Annotated in this window: 14 protein-coding genes; 7 read left to right on the top strand and 7 right to left on the bottom strand. The window is 73.0% G+C overall.

The genetic code is table 11. From position 1 onward, the window contains the following. Positions 1-154: 154 nt before the first annotated feature. Positions 155-403 (top strand): hypothetical protein, encoded by a 249-nt coding sequence (locus ACIPAE_RS34875; protein WP_329361716.1) that lies wholly within the window; start codon positions 155-157, stop codon positions 401-403. 85 nt (positions 404-488) lie between these two features. On the opposite strand, the gene ACIPAE_RS34870 is transcribed toward ACIPAE_RS34875, so the two are convergent. After that, on the bottom strand, positions 489-1721 hold the full coding sequence (locus ACIPAE_RS34870) for a transcriptional regulator (RefSeq protein ID WP_329361713.1): 1233 nt from the start codon (positions 1719-1721) through the stop codon (positions 489-491). A 314-nt stretch (positions 1722-2035) separates the two neighbouring features. On the opposite strand from ACIPAE_RS34870, the gene ACIPAE_RS34865 reads away from it, so the two are divergent. Both ACIPAE_RS34865 and ACIPAE_RS34860 read left to right on the top strand, forming a co-directional pair. Next, positions 2036-2473: a universal stress protein gene (locus tag ACIPAE_RS34865; protein WP_329361712.1), complete on the top strand. Its 438-nt coding sequence runs from the start codon at positions 2036-2038 to the stop codon at positions 2471-2473. Positions 2474-2593: 120 nt separating this feature from the next. After that, positions 2594-3058: an ASCH domain-containing protein gene (locus ACIPAE_RS34860; RefSeq protein ID WP_402450804.1), complete on the top strand. Its 465-nt coding sequence runs from the start codon at positions 2594-2596 to the stop codon at positions 3056-3058. Between the two features lie 37 nt (positions 3059-3095). Here ACIPAE_RS34860 and ACIPAE_RS34855 read toward each other — a convergent pair whose 3' ends face one another. Beyond that, the gene (locus ACIPAE_RS34855; protein ID WP_402450801.1) at positions 3096-4256 is read right to left on the bottom strand and encodes an ROK family protein; all 1161 of its coding nucleotides are present in this window, start codon (positions 4254-4256) and stop codon (positions 3096-3098) included. A 351-nt stretch (positions 4257-4607) separates the two neighbouring features. Here ACIPAE_RS34855 and ACIPAE_RS34850 point away from each other — a divergent pair, with 351 nt between their 5' ends. The 4 genes from ACIPAE_RS34850 to ACIPAE_RS34835 all read left to right on the top strand — a co-directional run bounded on the left by ACIPAE_RS34850 (position 4608) and on the right by ACIPAE_RS34835 (position 10875). Continuing rightward, positions 4608-6749, top strand: coding sequence for a fibronectin type III domain-containing protein (locus tag ACIPAE_RS34850; RefSeq protein ID WP_402450798.1), 2142 nt, complete (start codon positions 4608-4610; stop codon positions 6747-6749). A gap of 205 nt (positions 6750-6954) precedes the next feature. Then, entirely contained in the window at positions 6955-9171 is a 2217-nt protein-coding gene (locus tag ACIPAE_RS34845; RefSeq protein ID WP_402450796.1) for an alpha-galactosidase, read from the top strand. 443 nt (positions 9172-9614) lie between these two features. Continuing rightward, a complete protein-coding gene (locus ACIPAE_RS34840) occupies positions 9615-9851 on the top strand; it encodes a DUF397 domain-containing protein (protein WP_328473044.1) in 237 nt (78 codons plus the stop codon). 121 nt (positions 9852-9972) lie between these two features. After that, positions 9973-10875 carry a helix-turn-helix transcriptional regulator gene (locus ACIPAE_RS34835; protein WP_329361702.1) on the top strand — a complete coding sequence of 301 codons (903 nt, stop codon included), beginning with the start codon at positions 9973-9975 and terminating at the stop codon, positions 10873-10875. Between the two features lie 3 nt (positions 10876-10878). Here ACIPAE_RS34835 and ACIPAE_RS34830 read toward each other — a convergent pair whose 3' ends face one another. The 5 genes from ACIPAE_RS34830 to ACIPAE_RS34810 form a co-directional block, all read right to left on the bottom strand. After that, on the bottom strand, positions 10879-11694 hold the full coding sequence (locus tag ACIPAE_RS34830; RefSeq protein WP_329361700.1) for an SAM-dependent methyltransferase: 816 nt from the start codon (positions 11692-11694) through the stop codon (positions 10879-10881). Positions 11695-11806: 112 nt separating this feature from the next. Then, a complete protein-coding gene (locus ACIPAE_RS34825) occupies positions 11807-12832 on the bottom strand; it encodes a DUF2993 domain-containing protein (protein ID WP_402450793.1) in 1026 nt (341 codons plus the stop codon). After that, positions 12829-13473, bottom strand: a complete 645-nt coding sequence (locus ACIPAE_RS34820; RefSeq protein WP_402450790.1) for a TetR family transcriptional regulator — start codon at positions 13471-13473, stop codon at positions 12829-12831. The genes ACIPAE_RS34825 and ACIPAE_RS34820 overlap by 4 nt, the downstream gene beginning before the upstream one ends. Before the next feature lie 146 nt (positions 13474-13619). Then, the gene (locus ACIPAE_RS34815; protein WP_402450787.1) at positions 13620-15944 is read right to left on the bottom strand and encodes a glycosyl hydrolase family 18 protein; all 2325 of its coding nucleotides are present in this window, start codon (positions 15942-15944) and stop codon (positions 13620-13622) included. A 733-nt stretch (positions 15945-16677) separates the two neighbouring features. Continuing rightward, the gene (locus ACIPAE_RS34810) at positions 16678-17607 is read right to left on the bottom strand and encodes a dihydrodipicolinate synthase family protein (protein ID WP_402450785.1); all 930 of its coding nucleotides are present in this window, start codon (positions 17605-17607) and stop codon (positions 16678-16680) included. Positions 17608-17703: the final 96 nt, after the last annotated feature.

The following is a 17703-nucleotide window of genomic DNA, read 5'->3' as shown; positions in this document are numbered from 1 at the left end:
GGCGGCCGGGGTACGGCATCGGTGCTCCGAGCACGCGGACGCCCGGCCGCACCCGTCCGCACCGTGCCGCCGCCGCCGTCTTCGCCGCCGTCTTCGCCGCCGCGTTCGGCGCAAGGGCGAAGCGAAGACACCGTGAAGGGATAGTGTGTGCGGCGTGTCCTTGAGATGGCGCAAGTCGCTTTCCATAGCGGGGTGTTCGCTCGCGATCGACGTGTTCCTCGTGGCGTACTGGCGCTGGGGTATGCACGACTCGTGGGCTTCGACCACCCGCTTGGATGTGGTTCTGCTGGTCTTCACCGCCGCCACCACCGCGTACACGTGGTGGTGGTACGGCGACCCGCGGCGCGAGGAGCGGGTCCGGCGGCTGCGCCGGGAGCGGGACGAGCGGGCCCGGCTCAGGTAGGAGGCGCCGTTCGCGGCGCCCTCCTGGCGGCGGTGGCCGTCATGGCGGCGGGACCCGCACCCGTCGGCGGTCGGCCGGCACCCCGTCAGCGCCGGGACGCGCCGATCCGGCTGACCGCGATACCGCGGCGCACGTCGCCCGGTCCGAGCAGCCGCAGCGCGTGCTCGTGCACCTCCGTGTCGTACGGTGCCCGCTCGCCGTAGCGCAGCGCGTACTCCGGGCGGGCCGCGGCCAGTACCGCCTCGCGCACCACCACCTCCAGGTGCTCGCGCCAGGCCACCACGCCCGGCGCCTCCGACAGCGGCAGCAGCGGGCCGCGGTAGCGCTCCACCGCGGTCCCGGTGTCACCGCGGCCCAGCGCCGCCAGCACCTCGACGGCGTCGCACACCACCGGCGCGGTCAGCGCGTACGTCCGCGTGGCGACCGCGCCGTCCAGGGCGCGTCGCAGGTGCGAGACCTCGGCCTTGAAGGTGGACGCGGTCACCGGCCGGTCGCCGTACAGCGACGCGCGCAGCCGCTCCGGGGTGAAGCCGCCCGGCTCCAGCGCCAGCAGCGCCAGGATCTCCAGCTGCCGTGGCGGCAGGTGCAGCGGCGCGCCCGCCCGGGTCACCCGCGCCGGGCCCAGGCAGCGCAGCTCCACACCCGGCGGCGCCTGCCCGCCCTCCGCCCCGTCCCGCAGCCGCGCCTCGATCGCGGTGGCCAGGGTGCGTACGGTCGGCAGCGCCAGCGGGTGCGAACGGTCCCAGGTGGTGGACAGGTCGAGCACGCCGAGCACCCGGCCGTCCGGGCCGTGGATCGGCGCGCAGTAGCAGACCCAGCCGTGCAGGGCCGCGACCAGGTGCTCGGCGGAGAACACGGTGCTGGGGTGGCCGTTGCGCAGCGCCAGCGACAGCGCGTTCGTGCCCATCGCGCCTTCGTCCCACCGGCCGCCGGGCGCGAAGTTGACCCGTTCCGCGCGGCGCCGCATCACCCGGCCGCCGCAGGTCCACAGGATGGTGCCCGCCTCGTCGGTGACCGCGGCGACGAAACCGGCGTCCTCGGCGATGCTCAGCAGCTCGGCGGTCAGGTCCGTGACCGGCCGGTACAGCGGGGAGCGCGGCCACCCGGCGGTGCCCCCGCCCGCGGCGGGCGGCGCGCTCTCCAGGCCCGGGTCCACGGTCGGCAGCGAGCGCGCCCACGACTCCGTGACCTCCGCCCGCACCGGCGGCCCGCCGGCCGAACCGCGCCCGGCGGACCGCAACTGCGGGACCACCCGGGCCCATTCGTGCTCCAGCAGCGTCCGGCGCCGCTTGAGCGCACCCATCTCCGCCATCGTCATCCCGACTTCGTCGTCGTTCGACCGTCGTCCTGCCGGGCCGGGTCGGGCCCGCCTCTCATTCAAGGGGTGCGCCGCCGCTCCGTCGAGCCCCGCGGACGAAAACCGACGGTTCGAGGGCTTCGCGGGATTCTCGCGAGGCTTCTCGGGAGGCTTCGCGGGCTTCTCCGGTCAGGACCGGGACCACCGGCGGGCCGCGCGCAAGGAGTGGCCGACGCCACTCCGGGAACGGGAATGGATCAAGGGACCCGGCCGCTCAACCAAGCGGAGGGCCCGCCGAACCGCGAGAGCCCGTACGGACAAGGAAGTTGGACCCCATGTACAAGAACATCCTCGCCGCTGTCGACGGCTCGTCCCACGGCACCGCCGTGGTCGAGGCCGTGGCATCTCTCGCCAAGCTCACCGGTGCCGCGGTCCAGGTGATACACGTCCGTCCCTCCCAGGTCATCGGCGGCGCGATCGCCAGCACCGTGGTGCCGGTCGAGGAGCGGGAGGAGAGCCGCCGCGTCGTGGACGAGGCGGTCGCGCGGCTGCGCGGCGACGGGATCACCGCGGACGGCGAGGTCGACGAGGGCCTGCGCGAGGAGCTGGCCGCGATCCTCACCGAGCGCGCCGAGGTGCTCGGCAGCGACCTCATCGCGGTCGGCCCCGGCCACTACAGCGGCATCTCCGCCCTGCTCCACCCGAGCGTGAGCCGCGGCGTCGCGAAGACCGCGCACGTATCCGTCCTGCTGGTCCGCAGCGACGAGGTGTAACCCTCCGCCGGTACCCGCCCGTACTACGGCCCCTCCCGGACGTCCGGGAGGGGCCGCGCCGCGTTCCGGCGGGCCACGGTCCCTGCCGCGGCCCGCGGAACCGGCCGCTACCGTGGCCGTATGACCTCCGACTTCGTGCCGCCCGCAGACCTCGCGACGATGCCGAAGGCCGAGTTCGGCTTTCCCGGGCCGCTGCGCGACCGGCTCGTCGCGGCGATCCTCGACGGCTCCAAGACCTCGACGACCGGGCTCGTCGTCGACTACGCGCACGAGGGGGAGGCGCTGCCGGAGGTCGGGGACCGCGCGGTGGTCGTCGACTCGGACGACCGTCCGGTCGCGGTCATCGAGGTGACCGGCGTACGGGTCGTCCCGCTCGGGCGGACCGACCTCGCGCACGCCATGGACGAGGGGGAGGGGTACACCAGCGTCGCCCAGTGGCGGGCCGGCCACGAACGGTTCTGGCACAGCGCGGAGATGCGGGCGGCCCTGGACGACCCCGGCTTCACGGTGGACGACGCGACGCCGGCGGTGCTGGAGCGCTTCCGCGTGGTGGGCGAGGTGCGGGCCGAGCCGAACGCGTCCTGAGCCGGGGCGGTCGGTCGGCGGGTCGGGCGGGCGCTCGTCACTTGGACGGGGCGAAGAGGCGTTGGGCGGCGACCGCCGCGCCGCCGCGGGCCCACTCCTCGAAGGGGAGCGGGCGGACCAGGAGGTCGCAGTCGGCGGCGGCGCCGAACGCGTGGGCGGCGAAGGTCTGCCGGATCTGGTCCTCGTACAGGTCGTAGGAGGAGACGCCCTCGCCCGAGATGATGATCCGCTCGGGGCCGACGAGGTTGGCGACCGAGGCGAGGGCGAGCCCCATCGCGTGCCCGGCCCGGGCGAAGACCGCGCGTACCTCGCGGTGGCCGCCGTGGGCGAGCCGGACCGCGCCGGCCAGGCCGAGTTCCGGGTCGCCGGCCGCCTCCCGGGCCTGCTCGGTGATCGCGTGGCTGGAGGCGACCGCCTCCACGCAGCCGGTGTTGCCGCAGGTGCACACCCGGTCGGTGCCGCCGACCGGAAGGTGGCCGACCTCGCCGGACACCCCGTGCGCCCCGGACACCACCCGCCCGCCGATCGACAGGCCGCAGCCGATACCCGCGCCGACGGTGACCAGCGCGAACGAGGAGAGCCCGACGCCCGCGCCGAACCACTGCTCGGCGACGGTGAGGGCGCGGACGTCGTTCTCGATCACGGTCGGCGTGCCCGTCGCGGTCTCCACCAGCTGGGCCAGCGGCACCCGGCGCCAGTCGAGGAAGGGGGAGTACTGCACGGTGCCGGTCCGGCCGTCGACGTCCCCGGCGATGGTGACGCCGATGCTGTGCACGTCACCGTCCCGCGCGGCGCCCGCGTCGGTGCGCAGCCGGGCGACGAGCCGGGCGATCGCGAGGACCACGGTGCCCACGTCGCGGGAGCGCAGCGCGGCGCGGCCGCTGGCCAGCGGCCGCGCGGTCAGGTCGGCGAGCACGCCGATCAACTCGTCCCCGGTGACCTTCACCCCGACGAAGCGGGCCCGTCCCGCGCGGACCGCGATCGGCACGGCGGGACGGCCGGAGCCACGCTCAGTGGCTGCCGCCGGGCTGCCGAGTTCCGTGATCCAGCCGTCGGCCAGCAGGGGAGTGGCGACCTTCGTGACCGCGCCCGGCGACAGGCCGGTCCTGCGGCCGACCTCGGCGCGGGTCAGCGGGCCGTGGATCAGGAGGGTCTGGAAGACCAGGGACGCCGCGGGCGGCTGGTCGGCGAGCGTCATACCGAGACGATACATTTCCGAAGGAAACGAAGGAAGGTCCCTGCGGGGGGTGAACGGGCCCGGAGTGCCCCTCTTCCGCGGAAGGAGCCGCACCGGCTCAGGGGCGCGGGAAACTCCGCGCGCGACCCGTCACCGGCGGATGGTCCCCGAACCGGCGGGGCGGGGCAGCCCGGGAGAGGGCGCCCCGCAGGCGGGACGCCGAATATGTTGACGGCGGAAGGAAACCCTCGCTAGATTCGCCGCACTCCGCGCCCCGGGCGGTGGGACCTGCTCCGGGCGCGGGCCAACCCTTCTCCGCTTTGAGGCGGCCGACCGCGCCCGCGCGCGGCGAGGCCGGGATGGAGTACACCGATGACCCGTCCGGCAAGACCCCCACGGCGCTCGGGCACCCGCGGCACCCGCACCCGCGCTCACGTTCTTCCGCTGCTCGCCGTCACCGCGGCCACCGCCCTCGCGGCGGCCGTCGCCGTACCAGCCAGCGCATCAGCGTCCACGTCCGCGCCCGCTTCCCGGCACGCGCCCGCTTCCCGGCACGCGCCCGCACCCGTGCTCGCTGCCAAGCCCTACATGGGATGGAGCAGTTGGAGCCTGGAGTCGACCAGCGCGCCGGGCTACGGCGGGGAGGCGTGGCTGACCGAGGCCCATGTCCTCCAGCAGGCCGACGTGGTGGCGTCGAAGCTGAAGCCGCACGGCTACGACTTCGTCAACCTGGACGCCGGCTGGAACGTGGACGCGGACGGCCACAACACCTCGGACGCGTACGGCCGTCCGGTCGGCGACGCCACCAAGTTCCCGCACGGCATGAAGTACGTCGGCGACCAACTCCACAAGAAGGGGCTGAAGTTCGGCGTCTACCTGGCGGTCGGCCTGTACATCGACGCGTACAACGACGGGAAGACGCCGGTCTACGGCGCCCCCGGCTGCACCACCAAGGACCTGGTCTATCCGGACCTGCGCAAGACCAGCGGCTGGGACAACGTGTCCTACCAGATGGACTTCGCCACCCCCTGCGCGGAGAAGTACATCGACTCCGTCGCCGACGAACTCGCCTCCTGGGGCGTGGACTTCCTCAAGATCGACGGCGTCGGCCCCGGCTCCGGGCAGGGCGACGCCGCCCACGACAACATCCCCGACGTCCAGGCGTGGCACGCCGCGCTCCAGCGCACCGGCCGCCCCATCCAGCTCACCCTCTCCTGGTCGCTGAGCCACCCCCAGGTCGCGACCTGGACGCAGAACGCCAACGGCTGGCGGGTGGACACCGACGTCGAGTGCTACTGCGACACCCTCGCCACCTGGAACAACTCGGTCAAGCAGCGCTGGAACGACGTCGTGCAGTGGATACCCGACGCCGGGCCCGGGCACTGGAACAACCTCGACTCCCTCGACGTCGGCGACGGCGCGCTCGACGGCCTCACCGACGCCGAACGGCAGAGCTACGCCACGCTGTGGGCGATCGAGTCCGCGCCGCTCTACACCGGTGACGACCTCACCAAGCTCGACTCGTACGGCCTGTCGCTGCTCACCAACGACGAGGTCATCGCCGTCGACCAGGCCGGCCGCCCGGCCAAGCCGGTCAGCCAGGCCACCGACCAGCAGACCTGGTACGCCCGCAACGCCGACGGCAGCGTCACCGTCGCGCTGTTCAACCTCGGCTCGGCCGCGGCCGACGTGACCGCCGACTTCTCCGACCTGGGCATCGGCGGCACCGCGTCCGTCCGCGACCTGTGGAGCCACCGCGATCTCGGCTCCGCCGCCGGCCGGCTCACCGAGCACCTGCCCGCGCACGGCTCGCGGCTGTTCACGATCACCCCGAAGAACGCCGGCAACGGCCCGGGCAGCCCGCTCGCCGTGCACGGCACCGCGGCCACGGCGACCAGCGTCTCGCTCGCCTGGGACGCGGTGAACGCGGGCCGCTCCGCCGCGACCGGCTACACCGTCTACGCCGACGGCCGGAAGGCCGCCACCACCAGCGGCGCCGGCGCCACCACCGCGACCGTCCGCGGTCTCGCGGCCGGCAGCGGCCACTCCTTCACCGTCGTCGCCCACGACGCGCACGGCCGGACCTCCGCGCCCAGCAAGGCGGTCGCGGTCACCACGCCGTCCGCCGCCGGACCGGTGGCCTACGAGGCCGAGGCGCCCGGCAACACCCTCGCGGGCGGCGCGAGCGTCGCGGACTGCGCGGGCTGCTCCGGCGGCAAGAAGGTCGGCAACCTCGGCGGCACCGGCAACACGCTGACCTTCAACGGCGTGACCGCGCCCGCCGACGGCACCTACCTGATGCGGCTCGACTACGTCGACGGCTCCTCGGGCCGCACGGCCGTCATCACCGTCAACGGCGCCTCCTTCCAGCTCCCGCTGGCCGGCACCAACGACAACGACTGGGGCGCCGCGCAGTCCGTGACGGTCCCGGTGCACCTCAAGGCGGGCACGAACACCATCGGCTTCGGCAACCCCACCGACTACTCCTCCGACATCGACAAGATCACGCTCTGAGCCATGGACGGACCGGCTGGGCCGTGCCCTACCCGGTCCGTACAGCGGCGTCTGATACGAACGAGCGATGGCCCGGCCGCCCGGCCGGGCCATCGCGGCGGTTCGGCTCCCGGAACCCCGGTGTCCGCAGCCCCGGCCCCCGGCGTCCCGGGTGCCCGAACCTCCGACCCCCGACCCTGAACCCGGTTTCCGGAAGGACCTTTGTATGCCCAGCACTTCGGCGCGGATCGTCGCCCTGCGCGCTGCCGGTACGAGTTTTGTCGTGGAGCTGACGGAGCCGGTGCCCCGGGTTCTGCACTGGGGGGCCGACCTCGGTGAGCTGAGCGGCGCGGACTGGGCGGCGTTGAGCCTGACGGCCGAGCCCGCGATCCTGAACAACGCGCTGGATGTGGAGCGGCGCTTCACGGTGTGGCCGACCGAGGCGGACGGGTGGTCGGGTACGCCGGCGCATCACGGCCACCTGGCCGGGGGCGCGGGCGCGCCGCGGCTGGCCCTGTCCGGTGTCGAGCACCACGAGGACCCGGACGGCGGGGGCGAGGTGCGGATCGCGCTGGCGGACGCGGGGGCCGGCCTCGACGTGGCGGTGACGTATCGCCTGGAGCCGTCGGGGGTGCTGGGGGTCCATGCGGAGCTGACCCGCCGCGCCGGCGCGTCCGACGGTGGCGCAGAGGCGGCGCCGTACGACCTCGCGCAGGCGGTGACGCTGCTGCCGGTGCCCCGGCGGGCGGCCGAGATCCTCGACTTCACCGGCAAGTGGAGCCGTGAACGCAGCCCGCAGCGGCGCCCGTTGGGACATGGCACGTACGCGCGGGAGGTGCGGCGGGGCAAGCCGGGGCTGGACTCGCCGTACCTGCTGACGGTGGGCACACCCGGGTTCGGGTTCCGGTCCGGCGAGGTGTGGGGGGTGCACGTGGGGTGGAGCGGTGACCAGCGGTTTCTGGTGGAGCAGTTGCCGGAGGGCGCGGGCGTGCACGCGGCCGCGCTGGGCGGCGGCGAGCTGCTGCGGGCCGGTGAGGTCCGGCTCGCGCCGGGGGAGGCGTATCGCACGCCGGTGAGCTGGTACGCCTGGTCCGCCGACGGTCTTGACGGTCTGGCCGACCGGTTCCACGCCCTGCTGCGGGCGCGCCCGCAGCATCCGGTCGCGCCGCGTCCGCTGGTGCTCAACAGCTGGGAGGCGGTGTACTTCGACCACGATCTGGAGCGGCTGCTGCGGCTGGTCGACAAGGCCGCCGAGGTCGGGGTCGAGCGGTTCGTGCTGGACGACGGCTGGTTCGCCGGCCGCCGCTCGGACAACGCCGGCCTGGGGGACTGGTGGGTCGACCCGGTGGTGTGGCCGCGGGGGCTGACCCCGCTGATCGACCATGTCCGCGCGCGCGGGCTGGAGTTCGGGCTGTGGGTCGAGCCGGAGATGGTCAACCCCGACTCCGATCTGGCCCGGGAGCACCCGGACTGGGTGCTCGGCCCCAAGGCCGGGCTGGGCCCGTCGGCCCGCAACCAGTACGTCCTGGACATCACCAACCCCGACGCGTGGGCGTATCTGCTGGACAAGCTGGACGCGCTGCTGTCGCAGAACGCCATCGCGTACCTGAAGTGGGACCACAACCGCGAGCTGCACGAGGCGGTGCACGGACCGGACGACCGCCCGGTCGCGCACGCTCAAGTCACGGCGCTGTACCGGCTGTTGGACGAGCTGAAGGAGCGTCATCCCGGGGTGGAGATCGAGAGCTGCGCCAGTGGCGGCGGCCGGGTGGATCTGGGCATCCTCGCGCGGACGGACCGGGTGTGGGCGTCGGACTGCAACGACCCGGTGGAGCGGCAGGCGATCCAGCGGTGGACGGGGCAGCTGCTGCCGCCGGAACTGGTCGGCGCGCATCTGGGTCCCTCGCCCGCCCACACCACGCACCGGGCGACGGCGGACTCGTTCCGGCTGGCGACGGCGCTGTTCGGGCATGCCGGCATCGAGCAGGACCTGACGGCGTGCACGGACGAGGAGCTGGCGCGGATCACCGCGTGGACGGCGATGTACCGGGAGTTGCGGCCGCTGCTGCACGGCGGTCGCAGCGTCCGCGCGGACCTGACCGCGCCGGACGACCCGGACCGCGAGGCGCGGCTGCTGCACGGCGTCGTCGCGCTCGACGGCTCGGCGGCGCTGTACTGCTGGGCGCGTACCGCCACGTCCGCCGAAGGCCAGTACGGCCGGGTGCCGTTGCCCGGGCTCGCCGCCGACGGGAGCTACCAGGTTCGGGTCAGGACCGAGCTCGGCCTGCCGTCGCTGCACCAGACCGCCGGGCCCGCCTGGCTGACCGAGGCGCTGACGGACTGGGTACGGATGCCGGGCGCGGTGCTCGCGCAGGCCGGAGTGCCGATGCCGACGCTCAACCCCGGCCAGGCGCTGCTGATCGAGGTGCGCCGGGCCGCGTGAACCGCGCGGCGGTCGCGGTCGTCGCGGTCGTCCGGGTCGTCGGAGTCCCTGGGAGGTCCGAGCCGCCGGGGTGCCGGGGCGCGCGAGTGTAACCGGACATCCGGAGCCGACCGGACGCGGGCGAGCGGTTGATGCGCGGCAGTTGTACGACCCCCGTACGGTCGTGCAACTGCCGCGCACGCGCGGGCCGATGGCGATCGGGACATTGCGGCCCCCTGAGCTGCAACGTCTCGAATACGGCAGTAATCCATACCCCGAGGGGGAGCCGCTCACGCATGTGTCGACACCGCGTCGGACCGACAGTACCGTGACTTGGGTGACACCGTTGCAATTGCATCGGAAATTGCAACGGCACGTGCACCCACGGTGTTTCGGCAACTGCCGTGGCCCCTGGTGCGCCAGCGTAGCCAAGTGGCGCCCGGCCGACGAAGGAGCGATGCCAAGTGCAGCAATTCGAGAACGGTGTGCAGGCCAGTTCGATTTCCGGGGTCCGCTGGACCAAGAGCGCGCGCAGCAACCAGAGCGGCAATTGCGTCGAGGTGGCCGCGCTACCGGACGGCAGCGTGGCGATGCGCAACTCGCGCCATCCGGACGGGCCCGCGCTCGTCTACACCCGCGCGGAGATCACCGCGTTCGTCGAGGGCGCCAAGGACGGCGACTTCGACGGGTACATCGGCTGAGGCGCCGGCGCGGCCTGCGACGGTGACCTGAGGAACTGCCCGCCGGCAGCCGCCGGCGGGCAGCCCCGAATGCCCATCCGGTGCAATACTGGTCCGTCCAGTAACTGTGTTGGGAGCCTGTATGCCTGCCGCGCCGCAGCTCGTCTCGCCCATACAGCTTCTCGAACGCCGCCCCGACATGGGTGCCAAGGCGATGGCCCGCGTGCTCGGCAACTACCTGCGGGCGCTGCGGGAGAGCCGCTCCATCAGCCCGGTCGTCGCCGGTCGCCACATCCGCGCGCACGCCTCCAAGATCAGCCGGATGGAGACCGCCCACGTCAACCTCAAGTCCCGTGACGTGGAAGAGCTGTTGGACCTGTACGGCGTCGACCCGGTCGAGCAGCGGCAGATCATCGCGATGGTGGAGCGCTCCGCCCGCCCGGACTGGTGGCAGCCCTACGGCGAGGTGGTGCCGGACTGGCTGCAGCAGCTCATCGGCCTGGAGCGCGACGCGCATGTGATCCGCACCTACGAGAACCAGTTCGTGCCCGGGCTGCTCCAGACCCCCGCCTACGCGCAGGCCGTCGTGCTGAGCGGCCATCGGCTGGCGCCGGCCGACGAGGTCGAGCAGCGGGTCCAGTTGCGGCTGGAGCGGCAGCGCCGGATGGGCGAGCCGGGCGCGCCGGTGCTGTGGGCGCTGATCGACGAGGGCGTGCTCCACCGCCCGGTCGGCGGCCGGCAGGTGATGCGCGACCAACTCGTCTACCTGCTCGAAGTGTTGCGGCAGCCGGGGGTGCGGCTCCAGGTCGCCTCCTACGAGGCGAGCGCCGCCGCGACCCCGGGCGCGGCCGTGACCTACCTGCGCTTCGCCCAGGGCTTCCTGCCGGACGTGGTCTACCTGGAGCACATGACCAGCGCGGTCTACCTCGACCGGCTGGAGGACCTGGACCGCTACCGGGCCGCGCTCGACGAACTCAGCGCGGTGGCGGCGACCCCGGCGGAGAGCCGGCTGCTGCTGGAGGAGGCGCTGACCCGCTACGAGTAGCGGTCAGCGCACCCGGCCGACGCCGCCGAACTCGATCCACTCGTAGCTGGGTTGGACCAGCGCGAGTTCGTTGTCGGCGCGCCAGGTGGAGACCTCCACCAGGCCGGGCGGCAGGATCTCGGTGCCGTCCAGGTAGTGCAGCAGGTCGCTCTCCTCGCGTACCTCGCCCCAGTTGCCGCCGGTCGACTCGTCCATGAACTCGCTGACCCCGCATCGGACTTCGGGATCGTCGCTGACCAGCTGGCACACCACCAGGCAGCTGCCGGCCGGCAGCCGGTCGCGCACCCGGTGCACCATGCCGGCCGGGTCCTCGACGGCCTTCACGCAGTGCAGCACCGACACGAACAGCGCCGCGACCGGCTCGGCCAGGTCGATCAGCCGATGCACCTCCGGGCTGTCCCAGATGCTCTCGGTGTCGCGGAAGTCGGCCTGGAGGACCGCGGTGTTCTCGTTCTGCTCCAGCAGCACCCGGCCGTGCGCCAGCACGATCGGGTCGTTGTCCGCGTAGACCACGCGGGCGTCGGGGTGGACGCGCTGGGCGATCTCGTGCACGTTGTCCTGGGTGGGCAGCCCGGAGCCGTGGTCGACGAACTGCCTTATGCCGTAGTCCTCGGCGAGCACCCGCACCACGCGGCGCAGGAACTGGCGGTTGTTCAACGCGAGCACCTTCATGCTCGGCACCTGCTCCAGCAGCTCCTCGGTGGCGCCGCGGTCAGCAGGGTAGTTGTCCTTGCCGTCCAGGAGGTAGTCGTACATGCGGGCGACACTCGGCACCGTCACATCGATCGGGGGGCTGGGCGACACGTCTCGGGATGGCATGGGCCCCTCACGACATTGCTGATCCTGCGCAACTACCGCCGCCGAGCGACATCGGGGGCAGCCGCCATCTTAGGCAGCGGCGATCGGCCGGTCGAGTGACGTGTCAAGGTCGTTACGCGGCGCACCCTTTCGAGGCACCCGAGGACACGCTCGCCGGCAGGGCCAGCGTCAACCCGAGGCCGTGGGAGTCCGTACGGGCCCCGGTCAGGGCGACGCCCGGCGGAAGCGAGGGGGCCTTGACGGTGCGCGGGGCGAGTTTCGCGGCGAGCGCGGAGCCGCCCTGACCACCCGTCATCTGCGAGACGGGGAGGGTACGGCCGAGCACGTCGACGTCGGTGGGCGTGACGGTGATCGCGTCCTTGCTGGTGCTGATGGAGGTGTGCACGGTCACCGGCAACGGGATGCCCACGAGGGTGCCGGTGAGCACCAGCCCGCCGTGGCCGTCGGACTCCGGCCGCAGCCCGGCCGCCTTGTGGTTCAGCCGCTTGCCCAACTCGTCGTAGGAGATGGTGGCCGTGGCGGTGCCGCCGCTCATGGTGCCCTTGGTGGTCACCTCGTGCAGGTCGGCGGCGACGGACAGGTCCATGCCGTCACGCCGTACGTCCTCGGCGCGGATGTGCACGGTGCCGACGTCGCCGGTCAGCAGCCGCAGCCCGGCCAGGCTTCCGGACAGGTCCGCCGACACCGGGCCGGTCGGCTTGAGCTTGCAGCCGGCCGCGCGGGCGATCCGCTCCCGCGCGGTGTGCGCGAGGACCAGGTCGGCGGCGGTGGCGAGCACGGCCAGCCCGGCCACCACCGCGGTGGCCACGATCAGCGGTTTGCGGCGCGGCACGAACCGGCGGCGCGGCTGCGCGGGGGCCGGCTCGCGCAGCTTCGTCGCGTCGGGGCCGGGGCCGGGGCCGAGGTCGGGGTGGGCGTCGGCGTCGGGGTTGCGGTCGGCGTCGCCCGCATCCGTATCGGCATCCGTATCGGCACCCGTATCGGCACCCGTATCCGGTGCCGTGGACGCGGCGGACGCGCTGCCGGGTGCGCCGGGTGCACCGGGTGCACCGGGTGCACCGGATATGCCGTCTTCCGCACCCGAGGGCGCGTCTTCGGCGTCCGCGCGCCGGACTTGGGGCTCGTCGCTGGGCGTCATGCGTCGGCGGTTCCGATCCGGGGGAGGTGGGCGAGCAGGGCCAGGGCCTCGGGCAGCAGCCGGGCCGCGGTGGGTTCCGCGGTGCCGGCCGCGCGCCGGCCGCGCTGGGTGCGCAGCACCGCGCGGGCGGCGGACAGCGCGGCGCCGGCCAGGACGGCCGCGCGCAGATCGCGATCAGGCAGGCCGGCCGGCAGCCGCCGCTCGACGAGCGTGGCGAGCCGGTCCTCGAAGTGGACGAACTCCTGCACCAGCCGCGCCATCACCAGGGACTCGGTGCCCTCCAGCGGGTGGGTGAGCGCGCTCAGGCTGCTGGCGCCGAAGGCGTGGGCCGCCGCCAGCAGCGCCCCGCACACCGCGTCGAGCGGCGGCTCCTCGACCGGCCGGTCCGCCAGCTCCGCCTCCACCCGGGCGAGCAGCTCCACCCCGTCGGGCAGCAGGAGCGCCTCCTTGCTGTCGAAGTAGCGGAAGAAGGTGCGCTCGGAGACGTTGGCGGCCGCGGCGATGTCGGCGATCGTGGTGCCCGCGAATCCGTGCACGGCAAAGAGCCGGGCCGCGCTCCGGCGCAGCTCGTGGCGGGTCTGCTCCTTCTTGCGCTCCCGCAGTCCGGGTTCGGACGCGGTTTCGTTGGGTGTGGCGGACACGGCGCCCAGCCTAGCGAACGTGTCGGCTATGTCAATTGGCAGTCCTGCCAGTTTCCGCCCGGTGGCCGAGGCCCCGGCCGCCGGGGCCGCCCGGGTGCACCCCCGGACGGCCCCAGCAGGTGTTCGCTCCGTTCAGGGTGCCGCCGTCAGTTCTGCAATCCCGTGTTGAGGGTGTTGAGCAGCGAACCGTCGGGGGTGTCGCCGGACATCTCCCAGATCATCGCGCCCAGGAGGTGTTTGGACTTGATGTACGCGGCCTTCTTGCCGATCGACCAGGCGTCGTCGAAGGACCACCACTGGCCGCCCTCGCCGGTGTAGCCGTAGGTCGCCACGGTCTGGTCGTTGTGGTAGACGGTCAGCCCCGGCACGCTGGTGACCAGGTTGTTGTAGCCGCGGGTGCCGGCCTCCTCGGCGAACTGGCCGGGTGCGGCGCCGTTGGCGCTCTGCCACTCGCCGTTCGCGCCGCCGCCGGTCACCTGCTGCCAGCCTCTGCCGTAGAAGGGGAGGCCGATGGTGAGCTTGCGCGGGCTGACGCCGGCGTCGAGGTACGTCTGCACCGCGCTGTCGACGCTGAAGTCGTTCGGGTAGGGCGAGTTGGGGTCGGGGTAGAGGTTGGCCTGGTCACCGGTGCGGTTCGGCTCCCACGAGTTGTCGCTGCCCGAGCCGTGGAAGTCGTAGCCCTGGATGTTCTCGATGTCCAGGTTCTTCGACACCTGCGGCAGGTCCCAGCCGGCGTCGATCTTCTTGGGGTCGGCCGGGGTGAAGGCGGTGAGCAGTTTGTGGTCGCCGCCGAGCGCGTCGAGTTCGGTGCGGAACTCGGCGATCAGCGCGGTGAAGTTGGCCTTGTCGGCGGTGCTCCAGTGGTTGCCGGGGTGGCCGTCCGGGGAACCGGGCCACTCCCAGTCGAGGTCGAAGCCGTCGAAGATGCCCGCGGCGACGCCCGGGCCGCCGGCGCCCTCGGTCTCCGGCAGGTTGCCCTTGATGTACATGTCGATGCAGGACTGCACGAACTTCTTGCGGGAGGCGTCGGTGGCGGCCACGTCGGAGAAGTACTTGGAGTACGTCCAGCCGCCGAGCGACATCACCACCTTCAGGTTCGGGTACTTGGCCTTGAGTTCCTTGAGCTGGTTGAAGTTGCCGCGCAGCTTGCCCCAGCCGTCGTCCGCCTGCCCGTTGACGGACTGCGAGGCGGGGAACGCCCGGCCGTAGTCGGCGTCCGCGTCCCCGGCGCCGTCACCCTGGTTCGGGTCCTCCGGGTCGGCCGTGGTGCCCTTGGTCACGCCGTTGAGGCAGGTGAGGTTGGTCGGGTCGATGTTGCCGAACGCGTAGTTGATGACGTCGAGCTTGCCGGCGGCGCCCGAGGTGTCGAGGTTCTTCACGAAGTACTGGCGGCCGTAGATGCCCCACTGCACGAAGTAACCGACCTTGGCGTAACCGCCGTTGCCCACGGCCTCCAGGGTGGTGACGGTGACCGTGTTGCCGGCCGGCGAGACGTTGTCGGCCAGGTCACGGGCCTTGACGGTGAAGGTGTAGGCGGTGGCGGGCGCGAGACCGACCAGGGTGGTGGTGCGGGTGTCGGCGGGCACCGTCGCGGCGAGCGTCGAGCCCTGGTAGACGTCGTAGGCGGCGACGCGGATGTTGTCGGTCGCCGCGTCCCAGGACAGCTGGACGGTGCTGGAGGTGACGGTGCCGGCCCGCAGGTTGCCCGGAGCGGTCGGCGGGACGGTGTCGGTGGACGGGTCGAAGGTGGTCGCGGTGACCGGGGCGCTGGCCGGCCCGGTGTTGCCGCGGGAGTCCTTCGCCCGCACCGTGAACTGGTACGACGTCGCCGGGGACAGGTTCGGCACGGTCGCCGTGGTGGTGGCGCTGGAGGCCACGACGGTGGCCCCCTGCAGCACGTCGTAGGACGCCACGGGGAAGTCTCCGGTGGCCGCCGCGCTCCACTTCAGGCTCACCGTGTGCGCGGTGGCGTCGGCGACCGAAACCCCGGTCGGCGCCTTCGGGGGCACCGCCGGGCTGCCGTCGCACTTGTCGCCGTTGATCAGGCACCCCGTCGGCGTGCCGAGCGGGCCCGAAGCCTGGAACGTGTAGCTGTACGGATACGTGGACCCGTTCGCCGGAATCGTCGCGTTGTAGTAGGCGGGCGTGACGACGACATGGGAACCGGTGACCGAACTGGTGCCGTTGGTCTCGCTGGTGATCGTGACACCGGCCGGAAGGTCGAACTCCAGGCTCCAGCCGTTGACCGCGGCCGAGGAGCCGTTCTTGACGACATAGCTGCCGGACCACGACGAGCCGCTGCCGGTGCTGCTGAACTCCGCGGTGAGCCCGCCGGCGGCGTGCGCGGCGGGGGTGTTGAGCCCGACGAGCCCGGCCATCGAGAGGGCCAGGGCGGTGAGTCCGGTGACCAGCCGGGCGCGTAACCGCGCCGCCCGGCGGACAGGTCTGGGCGTTCTGAGTCCTGTGAACACGGCTCTCCTTGGGGGTGGGGGGATGCCCAGGGCGGCGTGGAACGGCGTGACTCCCGATCCGCACCGCACTGCCGGGGTATCGCACAGCCAGGACAGCCGAGGCCGCTGTCGAGCGGCAATGGGTCGGACGAACAATTGGACTGTACCAATCGGCGCGCGGCAGGCAGGGCCGCGCGCGTTGCCGCAGATGAAAAGGGACTAGACCAATTGCCGTGATTTTACCTTTACTTGACCGTCCGAGGATGTCGGGCGCCGGACCGCCCGTGCACGACGCCGCTCCGCGTGACGAGGCGGCCGAGCCGGAGCGGGTGCCTCGCCGGATGCCGAGGGGCTGCCGGCGGTACGCGGGCGGTCCGGCCCGACGGTGGCCGCTGGATGGCCGCGGAAAACGCAGCCCTTCCATGCGTCACGCAATGCTTCATCCGGCCGACTCGCCGCCCACGGCGCCCTGTTGGCGTGGCCGCTCGGGGTCGGGTCGTGAATGTCGTGACCGTTTGGCCGTGTTGTGCAGGTGCCGAGGGTGGGTGGGGTCAGTCCGTGCTCAACGGGTCGGTGAGTAATTCGGGTACCGCGGTCAGTGCCGCTTCCCGTAGCGCGGGCATCGCACCCTGGTGTCGGTGTGGGATGGGCCGACTTGTTGTGCGCGGGGGTTTGTTGGTGTGCCGGCTCGGGGTCGGGTCGTGAACGTCGCGACCGCTCGGCCGCGTTGTGCAGGTGCCGAGGGTGGGTGGGGTCAGTCCGTGCTCAACGGGTCGGTGAGCAGTTCGGGTACCGCGGTCAGTGCCGCTTCCCGTAGCGCGGGCACCTGTTCCGCCGGCACCCAGCGGTGCGGCCACCGCACCCGGGTGCCGGTGCGGGACCAACCGCCCACCGCGCACAGCACCTTGTCCAGCGCCGGATCGCTGTAGCCGTCGGCCGCGAGCGGCGCCACATGGCGGTCGAGGAAGCCGCGCAGCCGCGCCTCCACGTCCGCCGCGCCCCGCGGGTCCGCGGCCATCTGCGCATACCAGCGCACCGCGCCGGCCGGACTCATGCAGGCGACGTTCGAGTACGACCCGGCGGCGCCACCGCGGCGGCCGGTCGCCAGCGTGTGGCCGGCCACGAACACCGCGAAGCGGTCGGTCAGGCCCTGAGCGACCTCCACCGCGGGCACCTTCAACCCGACCACCTGCGGTACCTCTTCGCCGATCCGCGCCAGCAACGCCGGCGTGACCTGCGTCTTCGCGTACGGCGGGTTGTACAGCACCAGCGGCACACCGTCCGCGGCGGCGGCGAACCCGCGCAGCGCGGCGACCACTTCACCGGGCCGCAGCGGCAGCCAGTCCGGCAGCACCACCTGGATCGCGCCCGGCCGCAGCGCCGCCGCCCGGCGGACCCGGTCCAGCGACAGCCGCCCGCCGGGGTGGCTCGCGCCGAGCTGGTACGGCACCCCGGCCGCGGCGCAGCGCGCGGCCACCAGCGCGTGCAGGCGGTCGTACTCGCCCTCGTCCAGGGTGTGGAACTCGCCCGCGGTGCCGTTGGTGTAGACGCCGTGCACGCCCGAGCCGAGCACCGCCTCCAGCGACTCCTCCAGGCGGCCGAAGTCGATCGCGTCGTCCGCGTCGAGCGGCAGCAGCGTCGGCGACCAGATGCCGCGCAGCGTCCGCGAGGTGAGTGGGTCCACCGATCCCTCCCCGGGGTCCGGGCCGGCGTGCGCGCGGCACCGTCGCCACGTGATCACCGAACATCGGACATCCTACGTGGGATGAGTGCTGCCGTC

The sequence above is a fragment of the Streptomyces sp. NPDC087270 genome (assembly GCF_044744625.1).
Lineage (GTDB): Bacteria > Actinomycetota > Actinomycetes > Streptomycetales > Streptomycetaceae > Actinacidiphila.
Note: the sequence above shows the minus strand (reverse complement) of the source record. Positions and strands in the feature narration are given on the sequence as shown.

Excerpts from the sequence above, each read along its gene's own strand:
- ACIPAE_RS34870 (WP_329361713.1), bottom strand. The coding sequence starts at position 1,721 with ATGACGATGGCGGAGATGGGTGCGCTCAAGCGGCGCCGGACGCTGCTG.
- ACIPAE_RS34865 (WP_329361712.1), top strand. The coding sequence starts at position 2,036 with ATGTACAAGAACATCCTCGCCGCTGTCGACGGCTCGTCCCACGGCACC.
- ACIPAE_RS34860 (WP_402450804.1), top strand. The coding sequence starts at position 2,594 with ATGACCTCCGACTTCGTGCCGCCCGCAGACCTCGCGACGATGCCGAAG.
- ACIPAE_RS34855 (WP_402450801.1), bottom strand. The coding sequence starts at position 4,256 with ATGACGCTCGCCGACCAGCCGCCCGCGGCGTCCCTGGTCTTCCAGACC.
- ACIPAE_RS34850 (WP_402450798.1), top strand. The coding sequence starts at position 4,608 with ATGACCCGTCCGGCAAGACCCCCACGGCGCTCGGGCACCCGCGGCACC.
- ACIPAE_RS34845 (WP_402450796.1), top strand. The coding sequence starts at position 6,955 with ATGCCCAGCACTTCGGCGCGGATCGTCGCCCTGCGCGCTGCCGGTACG.
- ACIPAE_RS34835 (WP_329361702.1), top strand. The coding sequence starts at position 9,973 with ATGCCTGCCGCGCCGCAGCTCGTCTCGCCCATACAGCTTCTCGAACGC.
- ACIPAE_RS34830 (WP_329361700.1), bottom strand. The coding sequence starts at position 11,694 with ATGCCATCCCGAGACGTGTCGCCCAGCCCCCCGATCGATGTGACGGTG.
- ACIPAE_RS34825 (WP_402450793.1), bottom strand. The coding sequence starts at position 12,832 with ATGACGCCCAGCGACGAGCCCCAAGTCCGGCGCGCGGACGCCGAAGAC.